Origin of the sequence: Azospirillum sp. TSH20 (assembly GCF_003115935.1) — a bacterium.
In the GTDB taxonomy this organism is placed as follows: domain Bacteria; phylum Pseudomonadota; class Alphaproteobacteria; order Azospirillales; family Azospirillaceae; genus Azospirillum.
In genome coordinates, this window is record NZ_LGQU01000001.1 from 1 (window position 1) to 19,647 (window position 19,647).

At 68.1% G+C, this 19,647-nt stretch carries 16 protein-coding genes; 5 read left to right on the forward strand and 11 right to left on the reverse strand.

All coding sequences use genetic code 11. The features are described from left to right. Positions 1 to 31 precede the first annotated feature (31 nt). From TSH20_RS00005 to TSH20_RS00020, 4 genes are all read right to left on the reverse strand, one after another. Entirely contained in the window at positions 32 to 1,639 is a 1,608-nt protein-coding gene (locus TSH20_RS00005; RefSeq protein WP_109072787.1) for an ABC transporter substrate-binding protein, read from the reverse strand. A 65-nt stretch (positions 1,640 to 1,704) separates the two neighbouring features. Continuing rightward, positions 1,705 to 2,436 (reverse strand): HAD-IA family hydrolase, encoded by a 732-nt coding sequence (locus tag TSH20_RS00010; RefSeq protein WP_109072788.1) that lies wholly within the window; start codon positions 2,434 to 2,436, stop codon positions 1,705 to 1,707. A 251-nt stretch (positions 2,437 to 2,687) separates the two neighbouring features. Continuing rightward, positions 2,688 to 4,064 (reverse strand): aspartate aminotransferase family protein, encoded by a 1,377-nt coding sequence (locus TSH20_RS00015; protein WP_109072789.1) that lies wholly within the window; start codon positions 4,062 to 4,064, stop codon positions 2,688 to 2,690. Between the two features lie 13 nt (positions 4,065 to 4,077). Continuing rightward, positions 4,078 to 4,959, reverse strand: coding sequence for a GNAT family N-acetyltransferase (locus TSH20_RS00020; protein WP_109072790.1), 882 nt, complete (start codon positions 4,957 to 4,959; stop codon positions 4,078 to 4,080). A gap of 338 nt (positions 4,960 to 5,297) precedes the next feature. Here TSH20_RS00020 and TSH20_RS00025 point away from each other — a divergent pair, with 338 nt between their 5' ends. Both TSH20_RS00025 and TSH20_RS00030 read left to right on the forward strand, forming a co-directional pair. Beyond that, the gene (locus TSH20_RS00025) at positions 5,298 to 5,966 is read left to right on the forward strand and encodes a haloacid dehalogenase type II (protein WP_109072791.1); all 669 of its coding nucleotides are present in this window, start codon (positions 5,298 to 5,300) and stop codon (positions 5,964 to 5,966) included. 45 nt (positions 5,967 to 6,011) lie between these two features. Further along, on the forward strand, positions 6,012 to 7,295 hold the full coding sequence (locus TSH20_RS00030) for an FAD-binding oxidoreductase (RefSeq protein WP_109072792.1): 1,284 nt from the start codon (positions 6,012 to 6,014) through the stop codon (positions 7,293 to 7,295). A 67-nt stretch (positions 7,296 to 7,362) separates the two neighbouring features. On the opposite strand, the gene TSH20_RS00035 is transcribed toward TSH20_RS00030, so the two are convergent. From TSH20_RS00035 to argE, 6 genes are read right to left on the reverse strand one after another with little or no spacing between them, the layout of a single operon-like run. Then, positions 7,363 to 8,823, reverse strand: coding sequence for an NAD-dependent succinate-semialdehyde dehydrogenase (locus tag TSH20_RS00035; RefSeq protein WP_109072793.1), 1,461 nt, complete (start codon positions 8,821 to 8,823; stop codon positions 7,363 to 7,365). A 43-nt stretch (positions 8,824 to 8,866) separates the two neighbouring features. Then, positions 8,867 to 9,910, reverse strand: coding sequence for a tartrate dehydrogenase (locus TSH20_RS00040; protein WP_109072794.1), 1,044 nt, complete (start codon positions 9,908 to 9,910; stop codon positions 8,867 to 8,869). A 28-nt stretch (positions 9,911 to 9,938) separates the two neighbouring features. Beyond that, the gene (locus TSH20_RS00045; RefSeq protein ID WP_109072795.1) at positions 9,939 to 11,414 is read right to left on the reverse strand and encodes an aldehyde dehydrogenase family protein; all 1,476 of its coding nucleotides are present in this window, start codon (positions 11,412 to 11,414) and stop codon (positions 9,939 to 9,941) included. A gap of 9 nt (positions 11,415 to 11,423) precedes the next feature. Beyond that, positions 11,424 to 11,777, reverse strand: coding sequence for a cupin domain-containing protein (locus TSH20_RS00050; protein WP_109072796.1), 354 nt, complete (start codon positions 11,775 to 11,777; stop codon positions 11,424 to 11,426). Between the two features lie 56 nt (positions 11,778 to 11,833). After that, entirely contained in the window at positions 11,834 to 12,757 is a 924-nt protein-coding gene (locus tag TSH20_RS00055) for a glyoxylate/hydroxypyruvate reductase A (RefSeq protein ID WP_109072797.1), read from the reverse strand. Positions 12,758 to 12,797: 40 nt separating this feature from the next. Next, complete coding sequence (gene argE, locus TSH20_RS00060) at positions 12,798 to 13,922, reverse strand: acetylornithine deacetylase (protein WP_109072798.1); 1,125 nt, start codon at positions 13,920 to 13,922, stop codon at positions 12,798 to 12,800. Between the two features lie 305 nt (positions 13,923 to 14,227). On the opposite strand from argE, the gene TSH20_RS00065 reads away from it, so the two are divergent. Continuing rightward, positions 14,228 to 15,151: a GNAT family N-acetyltransferase gene (locus tag TSH20_RS00065; protein WP_199231970.1), complete on the forward strand. Its 924-nt coding sequence runs from the start codon at positions 14,228 to 14,230 to the stop codon at positions 15,149 to 15,151. Positions 15,152 to 15,294: 143 nt separating this feature from the next. Beyond that, positions 15,295 to 16,176: a DMT family transporter gene (locus TSH20_RS00070; RefSeq protein ID WP_247871328.1), complete on the forward strand. Its 882-nt coding sequence runs from the start codon at positions 15,295 to 15,297 to the stop codon at positions 16,174 to 16,176. Between the two features lie 22 nt (positions 16,177 to 16,198). Here TSH20_RS00070 and TSH20_RS00075 read toward each other — a convergent pair whose 3' ends face one another. Continuing rightward, the gene (locus TSH20_RS00075) at positions 16,199 to 17,344 is read right to left on the reverse strand and encodes an FAD-binding oxidoreductase (protein WP_109072800.1); all 1,146 of its coding nucleotides are present in this window, start codon (positions 17,342 to 17,344) and stop codon (positions 16,199 to 16,201) included. Between the two features lie 240 nt (positions 17,345 to 17,584). On the opposite strand from TSH20_RS00075, the gene TSH20_RS00080 reads away from it, so the two are divergent. Continuing rightward, the gene (locus TSH20_RS00080) at positions 17,585 to 19,645 is read left to right on the forward strand and encodes a hydantoinase/oxoprolinase family protein (protein ID WP_247871329.1); all 2,061 of its coding nucleotides are present in this window, start codon (positions 17,585 to 17,587) and stop codon (positions 19,643 to 19,645) included. The last annotated feature ends 2 nt before the right edge of the window (positions 19,646 to 19,647 follow it).

Here is a 19,647-nt window from a genome sequence, read left to right on the forward strand (position 1 = left end):
GCCCCCCGCCCCCGCCCGCCGATCCACTGTATCAGGCGGCCAGCCAAACATACTCGGCAAACGCGTAGCCCATCATGCCGCCCAGCGGGTTGGGAGCCAGCCCCTTCAGCTTGTTGGAGATGGCGTCCACGTTGGAGATGTAGGCGGGGATGATGGTGCCGGCCTCTTCGGAGATCATCACCTGCATCTGGTCGTACAGCTCCTTGCGCTTGGCCCAGGCGAGCGTGCCGCGCGCTTCGAGCATCATCTTGTCGAACTTCTCGGACTTGTACTGGCTCTCGTTCCACGGCGCTTCGGAGGCGTAGAGCAGCGAGAAGAGGATATCCGGCGTCGGGCGCGGGTTGATGTTGCCGAAATGGATCGGGGCCTTCAGCCAGTAATTGCTCCAATAACCGTCGGACGGCACGCGCTGGACGTCGAGCTTCATGCCGATGTCGGCGCCGGAGGCCTGGATCACCATCGCCATATCGACAGCGGACGAGGCGGCATCCGACGTGATCACCGGGATGGACTGCCCCAGCACGCCCGCCTTCTTGAACAGGGACTTGGCCCGTTCCGGATCGAAGGCCTTGGGCTTCAGCGCGGCGTTGTGGAAGGGGCTGGACGGGGACACCGGCTGATCGTTGCCGACCTCGCCGAAGCCGCGCAGGGCGGATTTGACGATCTGCTCGCGGTTGACGAGATATTTCATCCCGTCGACGAAGTCCTTGCGGCTGCCCGGCTCCATGTCCAGCCGGATGTTCAGGTCGGTGTAGTTGCCCGACGTCGTCTTGGACAGGGAGAAGCCCTGCTGCCCGTCGACCAGCCGGGTGGAGCGCGGGTTGATCGCCGCGGCGAGGTGGATGTCGCCGGACAGCAGCGCGTTGACGCGGGCGTTGTCGTCGCTGATCGCGAAAAACTCGAAGGAATCGACGTTCGGGCCGCCCTTCCAGTAATTCGGGTTGCGCACGCCGATGGACCGCACGCCCGGCTCGAAGCTCTTGCAGATGAAGGCGCCGGTGCCGTTGCCCTTGGAGAAGTCGGTGGTGCCGTCGGCCACGATCATGAAGTGATGCGTGGCCAGGATGGTCGGCAGGTCGGCGTTCGCGGTCGCCAGCGTGATGGCGACGGTGCTCTTGTCCACCGCCTTGATGTCCGTCATCTGGGAGGCGATCTTCGCGACCTTGGACCCGACGGCCGGATCGAGATGGCGCTTCAGCGAGAACACCACATCGTCGGCGGTCAGCGACTTGCCGTCGTGGAAGGTCACGCCCTTGCGGAGCTTGATCGTCCAGGTCTTGGCGTCTTCAGTATCGACCGACTGGGCCAGTTCCATCTGCGGGATGCCGGCCTTGTCGAGGAAGGTCAGGCGGTTGTAGAAGGCACAGCAGCGGACATAGTCGGTCGACAGCGACGCCTTCGCCGGGTCCAGCGTGTCGGCGGTGGATGACGACCAGCCGGCGGCCTTGAGCGTGCCACCCTTCACCGGCTCTTCGGCAACCGCGGCGTCGGCGCGGCCCACAAGGAGGTTGGCGGCGGCGAGCGACACCCCGCCCGCCATCAGCATCTTGAGCAGATCGCGGCGGTTGGCCCCACGCCGGATGGCGCTTTCGACCATGCTGTCGTCGATCCGGGACCAGCTATCAGGCGTCTTTGTCATGCTAGCCTCACTCTGTTCGTGTGTTGTCTGTTTCTTATTTTTTGGCGCGCTCCGGTTTGGCCCGGTTACGCGGAGACGGTCTTCGGCGTAGCGGCGGCATCGACCGCATCCGCCAGTTCCGCCATCGAGCGGAAATGGAAATCCGGTTCGGTGAATTCGGCGGGCTCGATGGTGCCGCCATAGCCCTTCTGCGCATGCCGCCGCTGGATCCAGCAATTTTTCATGCCGAGGCGACGCGAAACGCCGATGTCGTGATACTGGCTCTGGGCGACGTGCAGGATGTCGTCCTTGCTGCCGCCGTCGCGCTCGACGAAGTCGAACACCTGCTGGAAGAAGGCGGGGTCGGGCTTCTCGACGCCGGTGTCGTCGGCGGTGAAGCCGGCATGGAATGGGTCGCCCAACTCGCGGGAGAAATGGGTGAAGGCCCAGCGCCGCGCATTTGTCATCGCGATCAGCTTGTAGCGCTTGGCCAGACGGGCCATGGCGTCCCTGCTGTCGGGGAAGCCGGCCCAGGACGCTGCGGAGTCGCGCAGGCGTTCACCGTACTGCGTGCCGGCGGGAAGTCCCAGCTTCGGCGCGATGACCGAATAGACCCGCACCAGATCGTCGGGGAAAAGGTCGGTGGCGTCGGTGTAGCGCGCTTCGCGGTAGAGGGTCAGCGCCGCTTCGCCGTCCACCGTGGTTCCCGCCTCCGCCGCGATTTCGGCGAGGCAGTCCTTGATGCCGCCTTCGAAGTCGATCAGCGTGCCGACGACGTCGAAGGTCAGATATTTGAAATTCAGCAGACTCTTGGGCAACGCACCAACTCCTCATCAAGGACCGCGTGGGAACCGTGTCGGTTCGGCGGAGCGTTTCAGGTTCGGCGGCATCGTCCGCCGGGGTGTCTCTGGAGGTGGCCCCTCTGGAGAGTGTCCAGAGTTCCGGTCTTCTGTCCCATCCAGTGTGGTCTAAGGGCTTGACGCCTGTCTCTGAATATCGGTGTCGGACAGCAGAAAATGCTGGATACGGGGGTGTTCACGGATTCTTGCGCGGACGCCCCCTTTTTCGCCTATCGCATCGCCCGGCGGATGTCGGGATCCTCAAGTGTCTGGTCGAGCGTTTGGGCTGTGCGCTCGAGGATCGCATCGATGTCGTCGTCGGTGCAGCAGAGCGGCGGGGCATAGCCCAGCACACCGTTCCCGAAGGCACGGATGACCAGCCCGTTGCTCCAGGCGCGGTCGAAAATCCGCCGGGACGGCTCGGCGGCGGCCGGCAGCGGGGTCTTGCGGTCCTTGTCCACCACCAGTTCGATGGCGGCCAGCATGCCGCGCCCGCGCACATCGCCGACCAGCGGGTGGTCGCGCAGGGCATGCAGTCCGGCCATCAGCCGGGCGCCGGCCTTCACGCCGTTGGCCAGCAGGCCGTCCTCGTACAGCCGCAATGCCTCCAGCCCCACCGCGGCACTCACGGGATGGGCGGAGTAGGTGTAGCCATGACCGACCGCGGCGGTGCCGGCGGCATCGGCGATGGTGGCATAAACCGCGTCGGACAGGAAGACGGCCCCCATCGGCACATAGCCGGAGGTCAGGCCCTTGGCGGTGGTCATCAGGTCGGGGACCACGCCGTCGTCGGTGCAGGCGAACAGCGGGCCGGTGCGGCCGAAGCCGGTGATCACCTCGTCGGCGACGAACAGGATGCCGAGGCTGCGGCAACGGTCGCTCATCGCCTTCATCCAGCCGTCGGGCGGAACCAGGACGCCGCCGGACCCCTGGATCGGTTCGGCATAGAAGGCCGCGACCCGCTCCGGCCCGCCGATCTCGGCTATCTTGGCGTCGAGTGCCTTGAGCGAGGCGGCGATGATCGCGTCGGCATCGTCGCCGACCGGGTTGCGGTAGGCGTAGTGCGACGGAATCTTGTGCTGCCAGTCGAACGGCACGCCGAAGCCGGCATGGAAGGCGGGCAAGGCGGTCAGCCCGGCGCCGACGGTGGAGGAACCATGATAGCCCTGCTCGATCGAGATGAACTGGTCGCGCTGCGGCTGGCCCTTGGCCTGCCAGTAGTAGCGGATGAAGCGGATGGTGCTGTCCACCGCGTCCGACCCGCCGAGCGTGAAGAAGACATGGTTCAGGTCGCCGGGCGCGCGTTCGGCCAGCGCCGCCGCCAGCCGGATCGCCGGTTCGCTGCCGAGCCCGAAATAACCGGTGGCGTAGGGCAGTTCCTGCATCTGGCGGGTGGCGGCCTCGACGAGGCTCTTCTGTCCATAGCCGGCATTGACGCACCACAGGCCGGCGAAGCCATCCACCAGCCGGTGGCCGGACGTGTCGGTGAGGGTGGCCCCGGAGCCGGAGGCGATCACCCGGACGCCGGCCTTCTCATGGCCGCGGTAGGATGCGACGGGATGCACCAGATGGGCACGGTCGAGTTCGATCAGGGAATTGCTGAGCATGGTCCTCTCCGGATCAGCCGAGTGCCTGGCTGGCGAGCGCGAAGGTCGAGATGGGGGGGGCCGCTGCGGCCGCCGATGTCGTTGGGGCGGCGCGGCGCATGGCGATACCGCCGCCGACATGGCGAAGACCACAGTCGGCCAGCCAAGGGCCGAGGCCGGTGTCGGTGGTGGTGTCCACCCGCAGGAATTTGCCGGGATTTGCGGCGATGACCGGACCGATCAGGGCCTTGGCGCCGTCCACATCGGGTGCCACCACTGGGCCGATGACTTGGCCGCGGCCGAAGTCGCGCAGGGCGGCGAAGCCGACAGGAGCGCCGTTGCGACGCAGCAGCGTGAAGGAACCACGCTCGGCGAACCGCTCCAGCAGCTGGCTGCGGTCGGCGCCGAAGGCCTGCCGGTCGAGGGCGGCGATGGCGGCGCGGTCGTCGGCGCCCGCTGGGGTGACGTCTTCCGTCGCAAACAGCGCAACCGGACCGCCTTCTCCCTGGTGCTGAAGGACCGTGCCAACCTCGCGGAAACCCAGTTTTTCGTAGAGCGGCAGCCCATCGGTCGTGGCGACGAGGCGCAGGGGGCGGTCTCCCGCGAGAGCCATGGCCTCGTCCATCAGGCGGCGGCCAAGGCCCTGCCCGCGCCAGCCTTCATCGACGATGACCATGTTGATGGTGGCGGCATCCTCGCCATAGGGGGTCATCAGCACCGTGCCGACCACCTGCGCACCGTCCGGCGCCTCCGCATCCACAGCGACAAGCCCCTGGCTGAGCGCGAGGGTCAGGGACCAGTCTTCCAGGCGGTGCGGCCATTGCGCCTGCCGCGACAATGCCAGCGCATCCTTCAGATGCTTGGGTTCGAAAGCCAGACAGTGAACCGTTCTTTTGGAAACCGTATTCTTGCTCATGGGCAGTCCTTTCACCCTCTGCCTCAAGAGTGGGCGCACCGCTCCCGGACGTTCGTCTGAAGGCGACGCCCGCCGCGACATCTTCCACCTTTGCTTCGGCGGCCGGCCGCATCTTATGCCGTAGCGGAGCGCCTGGACCCGGTTCCGACCCGGCTTTGGGGGCGCGAGTGCCGCTCCGCTCCCAACCAAATGCTGAGCGTCCAGACGGAAACGGAACTTTGTGCTTTCGCGCCGGGCAATTCGGTCAGGCCCGGCATTGCGACGAGGCTAGGATCATGGGGCAGGGCGAGATCGCGCCCCAATCCATTCCCCCACCGCCCCATCCCGAGGAAGCAGCCATGAGCCAGTTTCGGCCGAAATACGTCACCTTCGATTGCCACGGCACGCTGATCAACTTTCAGATGGCCGAAGCTGCGCGCGATCTGTACGGGTCGATCCTGGACGAGGCGCGGATGACGGAGTTCATCAAGAACTTCGCCGCCTACCGGCTCGACGAGATCATGGGCGATTGGAAGCCCTACGCCGAAGTCGTGCACAATTCGCTTGAGCGCACCTGCAAGCGCAACAATGTCGTCTTCCGCGACGAGGATGCGCGCATGGTCTATGAGCGGGTTCCGACCTGGGGGCCGCACCCGGACGTTCCCGCCGGGCTGGCGAAGGTCGCCAAGGAAATTCCGCTGGTCATCCTGTCCAACGCCATGAACGACCAGATCCCGTCGAACGTGGCGAAGCTGGGTGCGCCCTTCCACGCCGTTTACACCGCCGAACAGGCGCAGGCCTACAAGCCGCGATTCAAGGCGTTCGAATACATGTTCGACATGCTCGGCTGCGGGCCGGAGGACATCCTGCACTGCTCCTCCTCCTTCCGCTACGACCTGATGTCGGCGCATGATCTGGGGATCCGCAACAAGGTGTGGGTCAACCGCGGCCACGAACCGGCCAACCCCTATTACGGCTATACCGAGATCCGCGACATCTCCGGCCTGCCCGGCGTGGTCGGGCTGTAAGGGACGCATTTCACGGTTCAGGCTGCAATGGGAAGGACCCAGGTCATGAAATTCGTCTCCTACTGGCACGACACCGCTCCCGCCTTCGCGGGCGGGGCCGAGGGGGCCGCAGAGGCCGTTGAGGGCCAATATGACGTCGCCATCGTCGGAGGGGGCTTCACCGGCCTGGGTGCCGCCCGCCAACTGGCCAAGGCCGGCGCGCGGGTGATCGTGCTGGAGGCCGGCCGCATCGGCGGCGGGGCTTCGGGGCGCAACGGCGGGCACCTCAACAACGGTCTGGCGCACAGCTTCATCGCCGCCAAGACCGCCTTGGGGACGGAGCGCGCGATCGCGCTCTACCGCGCCTTCGACCAGTCCATTGACACGCTGGAAGCGCTGATCGCCGAGGAGGGGATCGAGTGCGATTTCCGCCATGCCGGCAAGTTGAAGCTGGCCTCCAAGCCGGCGCATTTCGACGCCATCGCCCGCAACTTCGAGGTCGTGCACCGTGAGGTCGATCCCGACACGGCGCTGCTGAGCGCCGAGGAGTTGAAGGGGGAAGTCGGCTCGCCCTTCCATGGCGCGATGCTGTCGCGCAAGAGCGCCATGATGCACATGGGCCGCTTCGTCGTCGGGCTGGCGGATGCCGCCAAGCGGCATGGCGCGGTGCTGGTGGAGAACGCTCCGGTCGGCGCCATCACCCGCTCGGGCGACCGCCACACGCTGTCCACCCCGCGCGGAACGGTGACCGCCAAGGAGGTGCTTGTCGCGACCGGCGCCTACACCACGCCGAATTTCAGCCATTTCCGCCGCCGCATCATCTCGGTCGGCAGCTTCATCATCGCCACCCGGCCGCTGAGCGACGACGAGGTGGCGTCGGTGGTGCCCGGCAACCGCACCTACGTCACGTCGATGAACATCGGCAACTACTTCCGCCTGTCGCCCGACCGGCGACTGATCTTCGGCGGCCGGGCGCGCTTCTCGGCAAGCTCGGACCAGCAGTCCGACGCCAAGAGCGGCGCGATCCTGCGGGCGAGCCTTAAGAAGATCTTCCCGCAGATCGCCGGCGTCGACATCGATTACTGCTGGGGTGGGCTGGTGGACATGACCAGCGATCGCTACCCGCGCGCCGGCTATCACGACGGGCTGTGGTACGCCATGGGCTATTCCGGCCACGGGGCGCAGCTGTCCACCCATCTCGGCATGACCATGGCCGACGCGATCCTGGGGCGGGAGGACAAAAACCCGTTGAAGGGGTTGTCCTGGCCCGCAGTGCCCGGCCATTTCGGCAAGCCCTGGTTCCTGCCTCTGGTCGGCCTGTACTACAAGGCGCTCGACCGCATTCAGTAATCGTCGGAAAACAAAAGGCCCGGCGGAAGTGCTTCGCTCCTGCCGGGCCTTTTGTTGCGCTTCGGCGTCAGCCCAGCCCGCCGATGTGGAAGGTCTTCAGCTCCAGATATTCCTCGATCCCCACCTGCGCTCCTTCGCGGCCCAAGCCGGACTGCTTGACGCCGCCGAAGGGGGCGACCTCGGTGGAAATCAGGCCGGTGTTCAGCCCGACCATGCCGGCCTCCAGCGCTTCGCCCACCCGCCAGGACCGCGCGAGGTTCTGCGTGTAGAAATAGGCGGCGAGTCCGAAGGGCGTGGCGTTGGCGAGCGCGATGGCCTCCTCCTCCGTCTCGAAGCGGAAAAGCGGAGCCACCGGGCCGAAGGTCTCCTCGTGGGCGAGCAGCATGTCGGTGGTGGCATCGGTCAGCACCACCGGTGCGACGAACTGCGGACCATCCGCAGCGACAACGGCGGAGGACGCGACGCGTGCCCCCTTGGCAACCGCGTCGGCGACGTGGCGCTCGATCTTGGCGACGGCGGCGGCGTTGATCATCGGGCCGATGGCGACCCCCGGTTCCAGCCCCGATCCCACCCGCATGGCGTTGACGCGGGCGACCAGACGGTCGCGGAACGCCTCGTAGACGCTCGCCTGCACCAGGATGCGGTTGGCGCAGACGCAGGTCTGCCCGCCGTTGCGGAATTTGGACAGCAGGACGCCTTCCACCGCTTGGTCGAGATCCGCGTCGTCGAACACGATGAAGGGCGCATTTCCCCCCAGTTCCAGGCTCAACCGCTTGATGCCGTTGGCGGCCCCGCGCATCAGCAGGGAGCCGACGCGGGTGGATCCGGTGAAGGAGATCTTGCGGACGGTCTCGTTCGCAAGGAGTTCCTCGCCTATGGCCTCCGGCCGGCCGGTCAGGATGTTGATGACGCCGGCCGGAATGCCCGCCCGCTCCGCCAACACGCCGAGCGCCAGCGCCGAGTAGGGGGTGAAGTCCGACGGCTTGATGACCACGGTGCAGCCGGCGGCCAGCGCCGGAGCCACCTTGCGGGTGATCATGGCGTTGGGGAAGTTCCACGGCGTGATGATGCCGCAGACGCCAACCGGCTCCTTCAGCACGACGATGCGGCGGTCCGGGGTGGGGGAGGGGATGGTGGTGCCGCCGATGCGCCGCGCCTCTTCGGCGAACCATTTGACGAAGGACGCGCCATAGCGGATCTCGCCGCGCGCCTCGTCCAGCGGCTTGCCCTGCTCGAGCGTCAGGAGGCGGGCCAGATCCTCCAGATTCTCGATCATCAGGGCATGCCAGCGCTCCAGAAACGCGGCGCGGTCGGCATGGGTGCGCCGCTTCCAGGCCGGGTAGGCTTCGGCTGCGGCAGCGATGGCGTCGCGGGCGTCGGTTCCGTCCATGTCGGGAACGCTGCCGAGGGCACGGCCGGTCGCCGGATTCTGGACATCGATGGTCCGGCCGGCCGCCCCGTCGCACCAGCGCCCGCCGATCAGCCCCTGTTCGCGGAACAGGGAGGGGTCCGTCAGGTGATGGGTCATGATCGTGTGTTTTCCGCTGCGGGTATTCTTGAAAGGGCCGGTATCACGACAGCGCCGACAGCACGGCGGCGGTGATCGCGTCCGTCCTGTCCTTGCCGGGAACCGTGCCGATGCCGCGTCCGGTGGTGTCGCCCAGCGCCGCCATCACGCGGTCGGCGGCGGCCTTCTCCCCCAGATGCTCCAGCATCATCGCGCCGGACCAGATGGCGGCGATCGGATTGGCGATGCCGAGATGGGCGATGTCGGGGGCGGAGCCGTGCACCGGCTCGAACATCGACGGTGCCTTGCGGTCGGGGTTCAGGTTGGCCGAGGCGGCGAAGCCCAGCCCGCCCTGGATCGCGGCCCCAAGGTCGGTGAGGATGTCGCCGAACAGGTTGGAGGCGACGACGACGTCCAGGCTTTCCGGCGCCGTCACCATGCGTGCAGCCATGGCGTCGACGTGATAGCTGGTGACCTCGACGTCCGGGTGTTCGGCGGCCAGCTGGCGGGTGATCTCGTCCCAGAACACCATCGAATATTTCTGCGCGTTCGATTTGGTGACGGAGGCCAGCTTGCCACGCCGGGCGCGGGCCTGGGCGAAGGCGAAGCGCAGGATGCGCTCCACCCCCATGCGGGTGAAGACGCCGGTCTCCACCGCCACCTCATGCGGCGTTCCCTGATGGATGCGTCCGCCGGCGCCGGCATATTCGCCCTCGGTGTTCTCGCGGATGCACAGGATGTCGAAGCCGCCGCGGCGCAGCGGCCCCTCCACCCCCGGCAACAGCCGGTGCGGGCGGACGTTGGCATACTGGTCGAACGCCTTGCGGATGGGCAGCAGCAGCCCGTGCAGCGACACCGCGTCCGGCACCTCCGCCGGCCAGCCGACGGCGCCCAGCAGGATGGCGTCATACTTGCGCAGCATGTCGATGCCGTCGGCCGGCATCATGACGCCGGTTTCCTTGTAATGGGCGCAGGACCACGGCAATTCGGTGCCGTTCAGCGCAAAGCCGGACTGCTTCGCCGCGGCCCGCAGGACCTCCCAGGCGGCATCGACCACGGGATGCCCGATGCCGTCGCCCTTGATGATCGCAATGTTGTGGGTTTTCATCGAACGTCCCTCACCTGCTTTGATTGGATTACAGGCCGATCAGCACGCTTTTGCTGCGGCGGTTGGCGAGATAGGCTTCACGCCCCAGATCCTTGCCGATGCCGGAGCGCTTGTAGCCGCCGGTCGGCAGGATGTGGTCGCGCGAGCGGCCATAGCGGTTGACCCACACCGTCCCGGCCTGCAGCCGCCGGGTCAAGCGGATGGCGCGCGACAGGTCGCGGGTGTAGAGGCCGGCGGCCAGCCCGTAGGTGGGATGGTCGGCCATCGCCATCGCCTCCTCCTCGCTGTCGAAGCTCTGCACGGTCAGCACTGGGCCGAAGATCTCCTCCGTGACGGCGGGGGAGGTCTGGTCGACACCGGCCAGCAAGGTCGGCGCGTAGAAATAGCCGTCGCCGTCCATCGGGCCGCCACCGGTCAGGCACTCCACCGATCCGGTCAGCGAGGCGGTGACGATGGAATGGATGCGGGCGCGCTGCCGTTCGGAGATGATGGGGGAATAACGGGCTTTCTCGTCCCAGGTCGGACCGGGGCGGACGGCGCGCATGTGGCCCAGGATCCGCTCGATCAGCGGTTCGGCCACCGATTTTTCGACCAGCAGGCGCGATCCGGCGACGCAGGCCTGTCCAGCGTTGGACAGCACGCTGGTGGCGATGGATGCTGCGGCCTTCTCCAGGTCGGCGTCGGCGAAGACGATCTGGGGGCTCTTGCCGCCCAGCTCCAACGTCATCGGCTTGACGCCGCTGCGGGCGATGTCGGCCATGATCGCCGATCCCGCCGCCGTCGATCCAGTGAAGCTGACCTTGGCGATGCCGGGATGGCGGGTGATGGCGGCGCCGGTCGTCGGGCCGTCGCCCTGGACGATGTTGATCAGCCCGGCGGGTACGCCCGCCTTCACCGCCAGCTGCGCCAGCAGGACGGTGGAGAAGGGCGTCATCTCCGACGGCTTCAGCACCACCGCGTTGCCGGCGGCCAGCGCCGGGCCAAGCTTCCAGCCCGCCATCGACAGGGGGAAGTTCCACGGCGTAATGGCGCCGACGACGCCGTAGGACTCCGTCATCACCATGCCGAAGCTGCCGTCGTCGGTGGGGGCGAGGTCGCCGCCCTCCTTGTCGGCGAATTCGGCGAAGAAGCGGATCTGTTCGGCCGTCACCGCCACGTCGCCGGTGACCAACTGGCCGACCGGACGGGTGGAGGACAGCGCCTCCACCTTCGCCAAGGTCTCCGCCTCCTCCTCGATCAGGGCGGCCCAGCGCTGCAGCACAGCGGTGCGTTCCCGCGGGCGCACGCCGCCCCAGTTGCTGGATTTCAGGGCGGCCTGCGCCGTGGCGACCGCCTCGTCGACGAGGTCGGATGAGGCCACCGGACAGTCGGCATAGGCCCGTCCATCCGACGGGCGGTGCATGGGCAGCCCGCCCTCCATTGCGATGGCCGCCGGAATCAGGCGGTCACCGATGAAGTGGCCGATGGGCAGCGGCAGGCGGTCCGGGTCGAAGGACAGGCTCATGACACGCCCTCAGGTGATGGTGACGTAGATCTTACGGACCGTCTCGATGGTCTTCCACACGCCGGTGAAGCCCGGCTTCATCACGAAGCTGTCGCCCGCCCGGTAAACCACCGGCTCCCCGGCGTCCGGGGTGATCTCCACGACGCCGGACAGGATGTGGCAGAACTCGAAGGTCTCGCCCTTGATCGACCGGGTTTCGCCCGGCGTGGCTTCCCAGACGCCGGTCTTGACGGTGTCGTCCTTGGCGGCGTCCTGCGCCCAGGTCTTGAAGGCGGGCGACCCGGCGATCAGCCGGTCCGGCATCGGGGTCGATTCACGCGGGGCGAAGGTCGGGGCGGTATCGATGGTCTTCAGGAGCGACATGAAGGAATCCTTGTTGGCGAGCGGCTTTGCCGCAGGGAGAGAAAGGGGCGCCGGCGTCAATAGCCGCGCTTGCGGTCGACCAGCCCGATCGGGTCCTGCCCGGCGAAATGCCGGCGAAGGTTGCCGATGACCGCGCGCGCGGCGCCGTCCGGCTGGGTGACGCTGGCGATGTGCGGGGTCAGCACGATGTTCGGGTGGGTCCAGAAGGGATGGTCGGCCGGCAGCGGCTCCGGATCGGTCACGTCGACCACCGCGCCGGACAAGTGACCGCTGTCGAGCGCGTCCAGCAGCGCCGCATGGTCCAACTGCAGTCCTCGCCCGGTGTGGACCAGCGCGGCACCTCTGGGCAGCTTGCCCAGCAACTCCGCATTGAGGAACCCGCAGGTGTCGGAGGTCAGCGGCAGCAGGACGATCAGGATGTCGGTCTCGGCCAGCATCGCGTCGAGGCCGTCCGTGCCGTGATGGCAGGTCACGCCGTCGATGTCGCGCGGCGAGCGGCTCCAGCCCGCCAGTGGGAAACCGAAGGGTTTCAACCGCTCCAGCACCGCCTGCCCCAGCACGCCCAGCCCCAGAACGCCGACCCTACGTTGCGCCGCCTGTGGCTGGGGCAGGGGACGCCAGACGTGCTCCGCCTGCTGGGCGCGGTAGGCCGGAATCTGGCGATGCAGGGTCAGCACGGCCAGCGTGGCGTATTCCTGCATCATCCGGACGATGCCGTCCTCCACCATGCGCACGACCTTCACATGGGCGGGCAGCGCGGCCATGGTGAACTGGTCCACCCCGGCCCCGATTGAGAAGACGATTTCCAGATTGCGGTAGCGGGCGAGGTTGTCCGGGATGGTCCAGGTCAGCAGGTAGCGCACGGCATCGGGATCGACGCCGGTCGGATCCATCGAAAAGGGCAGGTCCGGCAGCTCGCGGGCAAAGGCCTTGGCGAAGACGGCGCCGCGCGCGGCATCCGAATTGAACAGGAAGGTCATCAGCGTTCCTTTGGCGATGCGCGGCAATTTTGAATTGCTGTCAAAGACGGCAGCGCTGGCCCAGCGCCTCGATCATCGACTGGCAGGCGTTCAGTTCCTCCACGAGGATGTGTTCGTTGGGACGGTGCGCCCGCGCGATGTCGCCGGGGCCGCAGATGATCGCGTCGATCCCGGCGGTCTGGTACAGCCCGGCCTCCGTGCCATAGCTGACGGCGGCCTGCGGCTCCTGTCCGGTCAGTTCCTCCAGCAGGCGGGCCAGGGGCGAGCGGGCTGCCAGGAACAGGGCGGGATAGGCGCCGGTCTGCGTCCAGTCGACGGCGAAGCCGCGCTCCTCCAGCCGCTCTGCCGCTTCGCGCACCGGCTCCAACAGGGTGACGGGGTCGATGCCGGCGATGGCGCGGGCTTCGAACTCGGCGGTGCAGGCATCGGGGATGATGTTCACCGCAAGCCCCCCTTGGATGGTGCCGACCTGCAGTGAGGAGTAAGGCGGCTCGAACACCGAATCCAGCGGACCCCGGGTCAGCCGGTCGGCCTGGGCGACGGCGGCGGTCAGCGCGTCGGCCATGGCGTGGATGGCGTTCAGCCCCTGGTCGGGGCGGGAGGAATGGCCGGAGCGTCCGCGCACGGTCAGCCGGGCAGCGGCCTTGCCCTTGTGGGCGCGGACGGCGCGCAGGCCGCTCGGCTCCCCGACGATGACGCCCAGCGGCGGTGCGCACAGGGCGGGCAGATGCGGCAGAAGATGCGGCGCGCCCTGGCAGCCGGCCTCCTCGTCATAGGTGAAGGCCAGATGGATCGGCCGGGCCAGCGGGGCGGCGGTCAGGGCCGGCAAAGCCGCCAGCGCCGCCGCGATGAAGCCCTTCATGTCGGACGTGCCGCGCCCGTAAAGCCGGTCGCCGTCGGCGCGCATCCGGAACGGATCGCTGGTCCATTCGGGTTCGGTGGCGGGAACCACGTCCATGTGGCCGGACAGGACATAGCCCGGAACCATCGCCGGACCGATGGTGGCGAACAGGTTGTACCGGTCGCCCTCCGGCCCCGGCAGAACCCGGACGCGCACCCCGGCACCTTCCAGAACGCCGCGAATCCCGTCGACGATGGCGCCGTTCGGGGTTCCGACGACGGACGGAAAGGCGATCAGGTCCTTGAGGATGTCGATCACGGTCATGGCGGCCTCACCTTGTCCCATGCTGCGCGCCACGGGCGCGGGGAGTCGTTTTCGGGTTCGCCGCAGTGTGCGGAGAAGGGTGGCGGCCTTGGCGGCTGCGACAGTGATGATCTTAGCGGGCGGGCGCTCCATTCCATGCTGAATGCATAAGTGATTTGGAGGATTGTTGTGCCGAGCCGGTGCTTTGCGGTGAATTGTGCGGTGGGTCCCCCGGTAGTCTCAGGCGACGGTGGGTGGCTCAGGCATGTTGGTTGACCAAAAGGCGCACCGCCTCACGCTATGGAAACTCCGGGGAGGGGGCAGCTTTGAGCGAACGCGGGCTTGCGGATGGACCGGGGGACGGTGCGTTACCGCCCTCCCTGACGGTCGACGCCTTCGACGTGCGCATGGCCGACGTCGCCGACATCGACCTTGAGCGCTTGCAGGCGCTGTCGATTTCGGTGGGCTGGCCGCACCGCGCGGAGGATTGGCAGTTCGCGCGCAAGGTCGGTCACGGTGTCGTCGCCCTCGACGAGATCGACCGCGTCCTGGCATCGGCGATGTGGTTTCCCCATGGCGACGACTTCGCGACCATCGGCATGGTCATGACCTCGCCCCGGCTGCAATCGCTGGGAGTCGGCGAATGGCTGATGAAGCGGGTGTTGTCGGCCTCGGCCGGGCGGACCTACCGGCTCAACGCCACCCGTGCCGCGCTGGCGCTGTACCGCTCGCTCGGCTTCATCGGCCACCGGACCGTGTTCCAGTGCCAGGGCGAGGCGCGGCGCGGTGACCAGCCACCCACGGAGGGACCGGTGCGGCGCCTGGAGGCGGCGGATCTGGCGGCGATCACGGCGCTGGACGAACACGCCTTCGGAACCTCGCGCGCCGGGCTGATTGCGCGGCTGTTCGAGCAGTCGGTCGGCTATGGGCTGGAGCGCGACGGCAGGCTGGCGGCCTTCGCCCTCTGCCGACCCTTCGGCCGCGGCCATGTCGTCGGTCCGGTGGTCGCCGGGCTGGACGAGGATGCGGTCGCCGTGGTCCACCCCCACGTGGACGAGCATCACGGCCGTTTCCTGCGTCTGGACACCCATCTGGACGAAGGCATCTTCCCGCTGTTCGTCGCCCGGTCGGGTATGAAGATTCACGATACGGTGCTGACCATGTCGCTGGGCGCGCCGCTGACCGATCCGGCGACGCGCGGGCCGGACCGTCCCGTCACCTTCGCACTCGCCACCCAGGCCCTGGGCTGAGCCACCACCGGCTTTTCAAAAAGGATGCGCCGATCATGCCTGGACAGACGCCGGAACCCTCCGCCGGCCCCCAGTCCATGTCTCCGCCCGAACCTCTGCCAGAATCGCCGCCCGAACCAACCCCCTCCGGAATCCGCAGCGGCGTGCTGCTTCGGCTGGTGTCGGCCGGGCTGTTCGTGGTGATGTCGCTGTTCGTCCGGCTGGCCACCGTCGAGGCGCCTATCGGACAGATCGTCTTCTACCGCAGCGCCTTCGCCCTGCCGCCGATCATCGCCTATCTGATGTGGCGCCGGCAATTCCCTTCGGCCCTGAAGACACGGCAGCCGGTGGGGCATCTGAAGCGCAACCTCTATGGCGGCGCGGCGATGGTGCTCTCCTTCATTTCGCTGGCCTATCTGCCGCTGGCGCTGGCGACGGCACTGGGATTCCTGGCGCCGTTGTTCGCGGTGCCGGCCGCCATGCTGTTCCTGCGGGAGCGGCCGGGCGCCGTCGCCATCGGTGCGGCGCTGACCGGCTTTGCCGGGGTGGTCCTGATGCTCGCCCCCGCCTTCGAAGGGCCGACGCTGGATCGCAACACCATCATCGGGGTGGCGGCCGGGCTGGCCATGGCCGTCGCGACCGCCGCCGGGCGGGTCGAGATCAAGACGCTGACCGCGACCGAAGCGCCTGGGACCATCGCCTTCTACTTCGCCCTCCTCTGCGCGCTCGGCGGTCTGGCGAGCTTGCCATTCGGCTGGAGCACCCCAACGGCCCATTCGCTGACTTATCTGGTCGGCGCAGGCGTCACCGGCGGCTTGGCGCACATCACCATGACGGAAGCGATGGCCCGCGCGCCGGTGTCGACCCAGGCGCCGTTCGACTACACCGCCATGCTGTGGGCCCTGATCCTTGACGCGGCCATCTTCGGCCTACTGCCGTCTTCGGTCAGTCTGGCGGGCGCCTTCGTCATTGCTGCCTCGGCGCTGGTGATCCCCGTGGCCGGCCGGTTCACCACCCGGTCCGAAGCCCTGCGGCCCGCGCGCTGAAGCGCGGGCCGGATCGGCTCGGTCAGGGCTGTCCCGTTTCCAGGCCGACCGGCATGCTGGCGGTCTGGAAACGGTCGATGCGGAAATCATGCAGCGGAGTGTCGGTGCGCCCGGTGGCGATGATCTCCGCCATCACGTCGCCGACGCCGGGGCCGAGCTGGAAGCCGTGGCCGCTGAAGCCGAAGGCGTGGAACAATCCCGGCGTCGTCGCCGACGGCCCCATGACCGGCAGCTTGTCGGCAACATAGCCTTCGCAGCCCGACCAGGTGCGGATCACCGTGACATCGGCGATGGCCGGCAGCAGCCGGACCAAGCCGCGCAATTGTCCGGGCAGCCGCGCCGGGTCCGCCTTGGCGTGGCCGGGGTCGAGCGGCACCGGCACACGCTCCGCCGCGCCACCGAAGACGATGTTGCCGCGTTCGACCTGACGGAGATAGCCGTCCCCGCCCGCCCGCGACCACATGCCCACCACCGGCAGGATCCGGTGCGGCAAGGGTTCGGTGACGCCCATCTGCGGCCCATAGGCCGACATCGGCACTTCTTCGCCGAAGCCGGCGGCAATGCGCGCGCCCCAGGCGCCGGCGGCGTTCAGCAGGCAGTCGGCAGTAAAACGGCCCCGCTGCGTTACCGCCTGGAAGCCCGAACCGGCCGCCGATACCTCGACCGGGCCGCAGTCTTCGACGATCTCGGCCCCCAATCGGCGGGCGGCGTCGGCGAAGGCAGGGGCGATCAGGCGCGGATTGCCGCTGCCGTCCTGCGGCGAAAAAGAAGCGGCGATGGCGCCCGGCCCCAGCCCCGGAAAGCGGCGGCGGATCTCCGGCGGCGTCAGTTCATCCAACTCCAGACCCCATGGCCGGGCGTCGGCGATGTAGCGGCGCATGTCGGCCAGCCCGTCCTCGTCGAACACCAGCCGCAGGTGGCCGGTGGCGCGAAACTCCACGTCGCGGCCCAGCAGTTGCTCCGCCTCGCCCCACAGCACCCGCGACCGATGGGCGAGCGGCAGTTGCGGCAGATAGCGCCCGCTGCGGCGGATGTTGCCGAAGGACGCGACGGTGGCGCCGGAGCCGACGCGGTTGCGTTCCAGCAGCGTGACGCGCAGGCCGCGCCGGGCCAGGAAAAAGGCGGCGGCCGATCCCATCAACCCGCCGCCCAGCACGATAACCCTCATCGACCTCTCCCACATGTGGGCGGACGCGGCTCCGCCCCATCGGTCAGGCTGCCCAGGACGGGCGGGCGGGTCAAAGACGGGTTGGGCATGATCCCATAAGGCCGGGCTATGGATCGAGCCGTTGGAGGCCCGGTGCATAAGTCCGCCTTATGCGTTTGCTTTCATTGGGTCTTAGACCGCCCTCGCCCCACCATGTCAGCTTTTTGCCCAGCACAGGCTGATTTGTTGAAGGGAGCGAAGATGGACGGGGGTATGGGTGAGGCCGATTGGAAGGTCGGCGTCGATATCGGCGGGACCTTCATCGATTTCTGCGCGCTGGACACCCGGTCGGGCCGGGTCGCGTCGCTGAAGGTGCTGACGACGCCGGACGATCCCGGTGCGGAGCTGATGACCGGCCTGACCCTGCTGGCCGAGCGCGAGGGGATGGACCCGGGCGCCGTCACCCGTTTCGTGCACGGAACGACGGTGGGGATGAACACGGTGATCCAGCGCAAGGGCGCGCCGCTGGCGCTGCTGACCAATGCGGGGTTCGAGGATGTCATCGAACTCGCCCGGCTGCGCATGCCCGACACCTATTCACTGTTCTGCTCGCGCCCCGACCAACTCGTGGCCCGCGACATGGTCTTCGGCATTCCCGCCCGCCTGCGGTCCGACGGGACGGAGCGGCAGGCCCCCGACATGGCCGCCGTTGCCGAGGCCGTTGCGGCCCTCAAGGCCAAGGGAGCGGTGGGCGTCGTCGTCGCCTTCCTCCATTCCTGGCGTGATGGCGGCCATGAGACCGCGGTGAAGGAGGAGATCGCCCGGCTCGCCCCCGACCTGTTCGTCTTCACCTCCGCTGAGGTCTGGCCGGTGATCCGCGAGTATGAGCGGACGACGACCGCGATCCTGAACGCCTATGTCCATCCCCGCATCTCCGGTTACCTGTCGGCGCTGGAGGAGCGGCTGGCCGGACGTGGGGTGCCCGCCCGTCCGCTGCTGACCAAGTCCAACGGCGGCGTGATGAACGCGGCGGAGGGCAAGCGGGCTTGCGTGCACATGCTGCTGTCCGGTGCCGCATCCGGTGTCAACGGCGCGGCGTGGCTGGCCCGGCAGGCGGGGGAGCAGCGGATCCTGACGCTCGATATCGGCGGCACCTCGGCCGATTTCGCCCTCATCATCGACGGTCAGGCCCAGTTCGGCACCGGCGAGATGATCGGCGAGTTTCCGCTGCACATCCCGTCGGTGTCGGTCAGCTCCATCGGCATCGGCGGCGGGTCGATCGCCAGCGTCGACGGACAGGGGGTGTTGCGCGTCGGGCCGGAGTCCGCCGGATCGACGCCCGGTCCGGCCTGCTATGGCCGCGGCGGGGAATGGGCGACGGTGACCGACGCGATGGTGGTGTGCGGCTGGCTCGGCCACAGCCAGATGGCCTACGGGCAGCTGCGGATGGACGTCGATCTTGCCCGCGTCGCCGTCCGGCGGTTGGCCGACGAGCTGTGCCGTTCGGTGGAGGCCACCGCGCAGGCCATCCTCGACGTTGCCGTGTCGGAAATGTTCGCGGAGGTCGAGAAGATGGCGGCGCGTGCCGGTGTCGACGTGCGGGACTTCGCGCTGATGCCGTTCGGCGGCGGCGGGCCGATGCTGGGGGTTTTCCTGGCGCGCGAGTTGGGGATGCCGCGCGTCGTCGCTCCGCGCTGGCCGGGCGTGGTGTCGGCGCTGGGTGGGCTGGTCGCCGACCTGCGCGGCGATTTCGTCCGCACCCTGTTCGCAGAATTGAATGCCGGGCTGATGCCGACGCTGCGCGAAGCCTTCGCCGCGATGGGCGCGGAAGGGCGCGACTGGCTTGCCGCCCAGGGCCATTCTGGCGCGGTCGAGCTGATGATCGTCGCCGACATGCGCTATGCCGGCCAGAGCTATGAGATCGAGACGCCGCTGGACCCCTCCTGGCTGGATGGAGACGACCCCGGCGCCATCGCCGCCGCCTTCCATGCGGCGCACGCGCGTCTTTACGACTTCGACGACCCCGATGGGCGGATCGAGATCGTCAACCTCCGTCTGTCGGCCATCGGCAACGGGCCGGCGCTGCACTTCCCCACCGCGCAGGACGAGCCGCGCGCCGCGTCGGCGGAGCGGACGGTTCCGGTCTTCACCGGCGGTGCCGTGACCCCGGTCGGGCTGTATCGCCGCGCGGACCTGCAGGCCGGATCGCGCTTCCAGGGGCCGGCCATCGTCGCCCAGGAGGACACCACCTTCGCCATCCCGGCCGGGACCGAAGCCCGTGTCGACGCGCACCTCAACCTCCACCTGACCTTTGCGGAGTGATC

What these genes read in the sequence shown, in the direction of transcription:
- TSH20_RS00005 (WP_109072787.1), bottom strand. Translation starts at nt 1,639, where the DNA reads ATGACAAAGACGCCTGATAGCTGGTCCCGGATCGACGACAGCATGGTC.
- TSH20_RS00015 (WP_109072789.1), bottom strand. Translation starts at nt 4,064, where the DNA reads ATGCTCAGCAATTCCCTGATCGAACTCGACCGTGCCCATCTGGTGCAT.
- TSH20_RS00020 (WP_109072790.1), bottom strand. Translation starts at nt 4,959, where the DNA reads ATGAGCAAGAATACGGTTTCCAAAAGAACGGTTCACTGTCTGGCTTTC.
- TSH20_RS00025 (WP_109072791.1), top strand. Translation starts at nt 5,298, where the DNA reads ATGAGCCAGTTTCGGCCGAAATACGTCACCTTCGATTGCCACGGCACG.
- TSH20_RS00030 (WP_109072792.1), top strand. Translation starts at nt 6,012, where the DNA reads ATGAAATTCGTCTCCTACTGGCACGACACCGCTCCCGCCTTCGCGGGC.
- TSH20_RS00035 (WP_109072793.1), bottom strand. Translation starts at nt 8,823, where the DNA reads ATGACCCATCACCTGACGGACCCCTCCCTGTTCCGCGAACAGGGGCTG.
- TSH20_RS00040 (WP_109072794.1), bottom strand. Translation starts at nt 9,910, where the DNA reads ATGAAAACCCACAACATTGCGATCATCAAGGGCGACGGCATCGGGCAT.
- TSH20_RS00045 (WP_109072795.1), bottom strand. Translation starts at nt 11,414, where the DNA reads ATGAGCCTGTCCTTCGACCCGGACCGCCTGCCGCTGCCCATCGGCCAC.
- TSH20_RS00050 (WP_109072796.1), bottom strand. Translation starts at nt 11,777, where the DNA reads ATGTCGCTCCTGAAGACCATCGATACCGCCCCGACCTTCGCCCCGCGT.
- TSH20_RS00055 (WP_109072797.1), bottom strand. Translation starts at nt 12,757, where the DNA reads ATGACCTTCCTGTTCAATTCGGATGCCGCGCGCGGCGCCGTCTTCGCC.
- argE (WP_109072798.1), bottom strand. Translation starts at nt 13,922, where the DNA reads ATGACCGTGATCGACATCCTCAAGGACCTGATCGCCTTTCCGTCCGTC.
- TSH20_RS00075 (WP_109072800.1), bottom strand. Translation starts at nt 17,344, where the DNA reads ATGAGGGTTATCGTGCTGGGCGGCGGGTTGATGGGATCGGCCGCCGCC.
- TSH20_RS00080 (WP_247871329.1), top strand. Translation starts at nt 17,585, where the DNA reads ATGGACGGGGGTATGGGTGAGGCCGATTGGAAGGTCGGCGTCGATATC.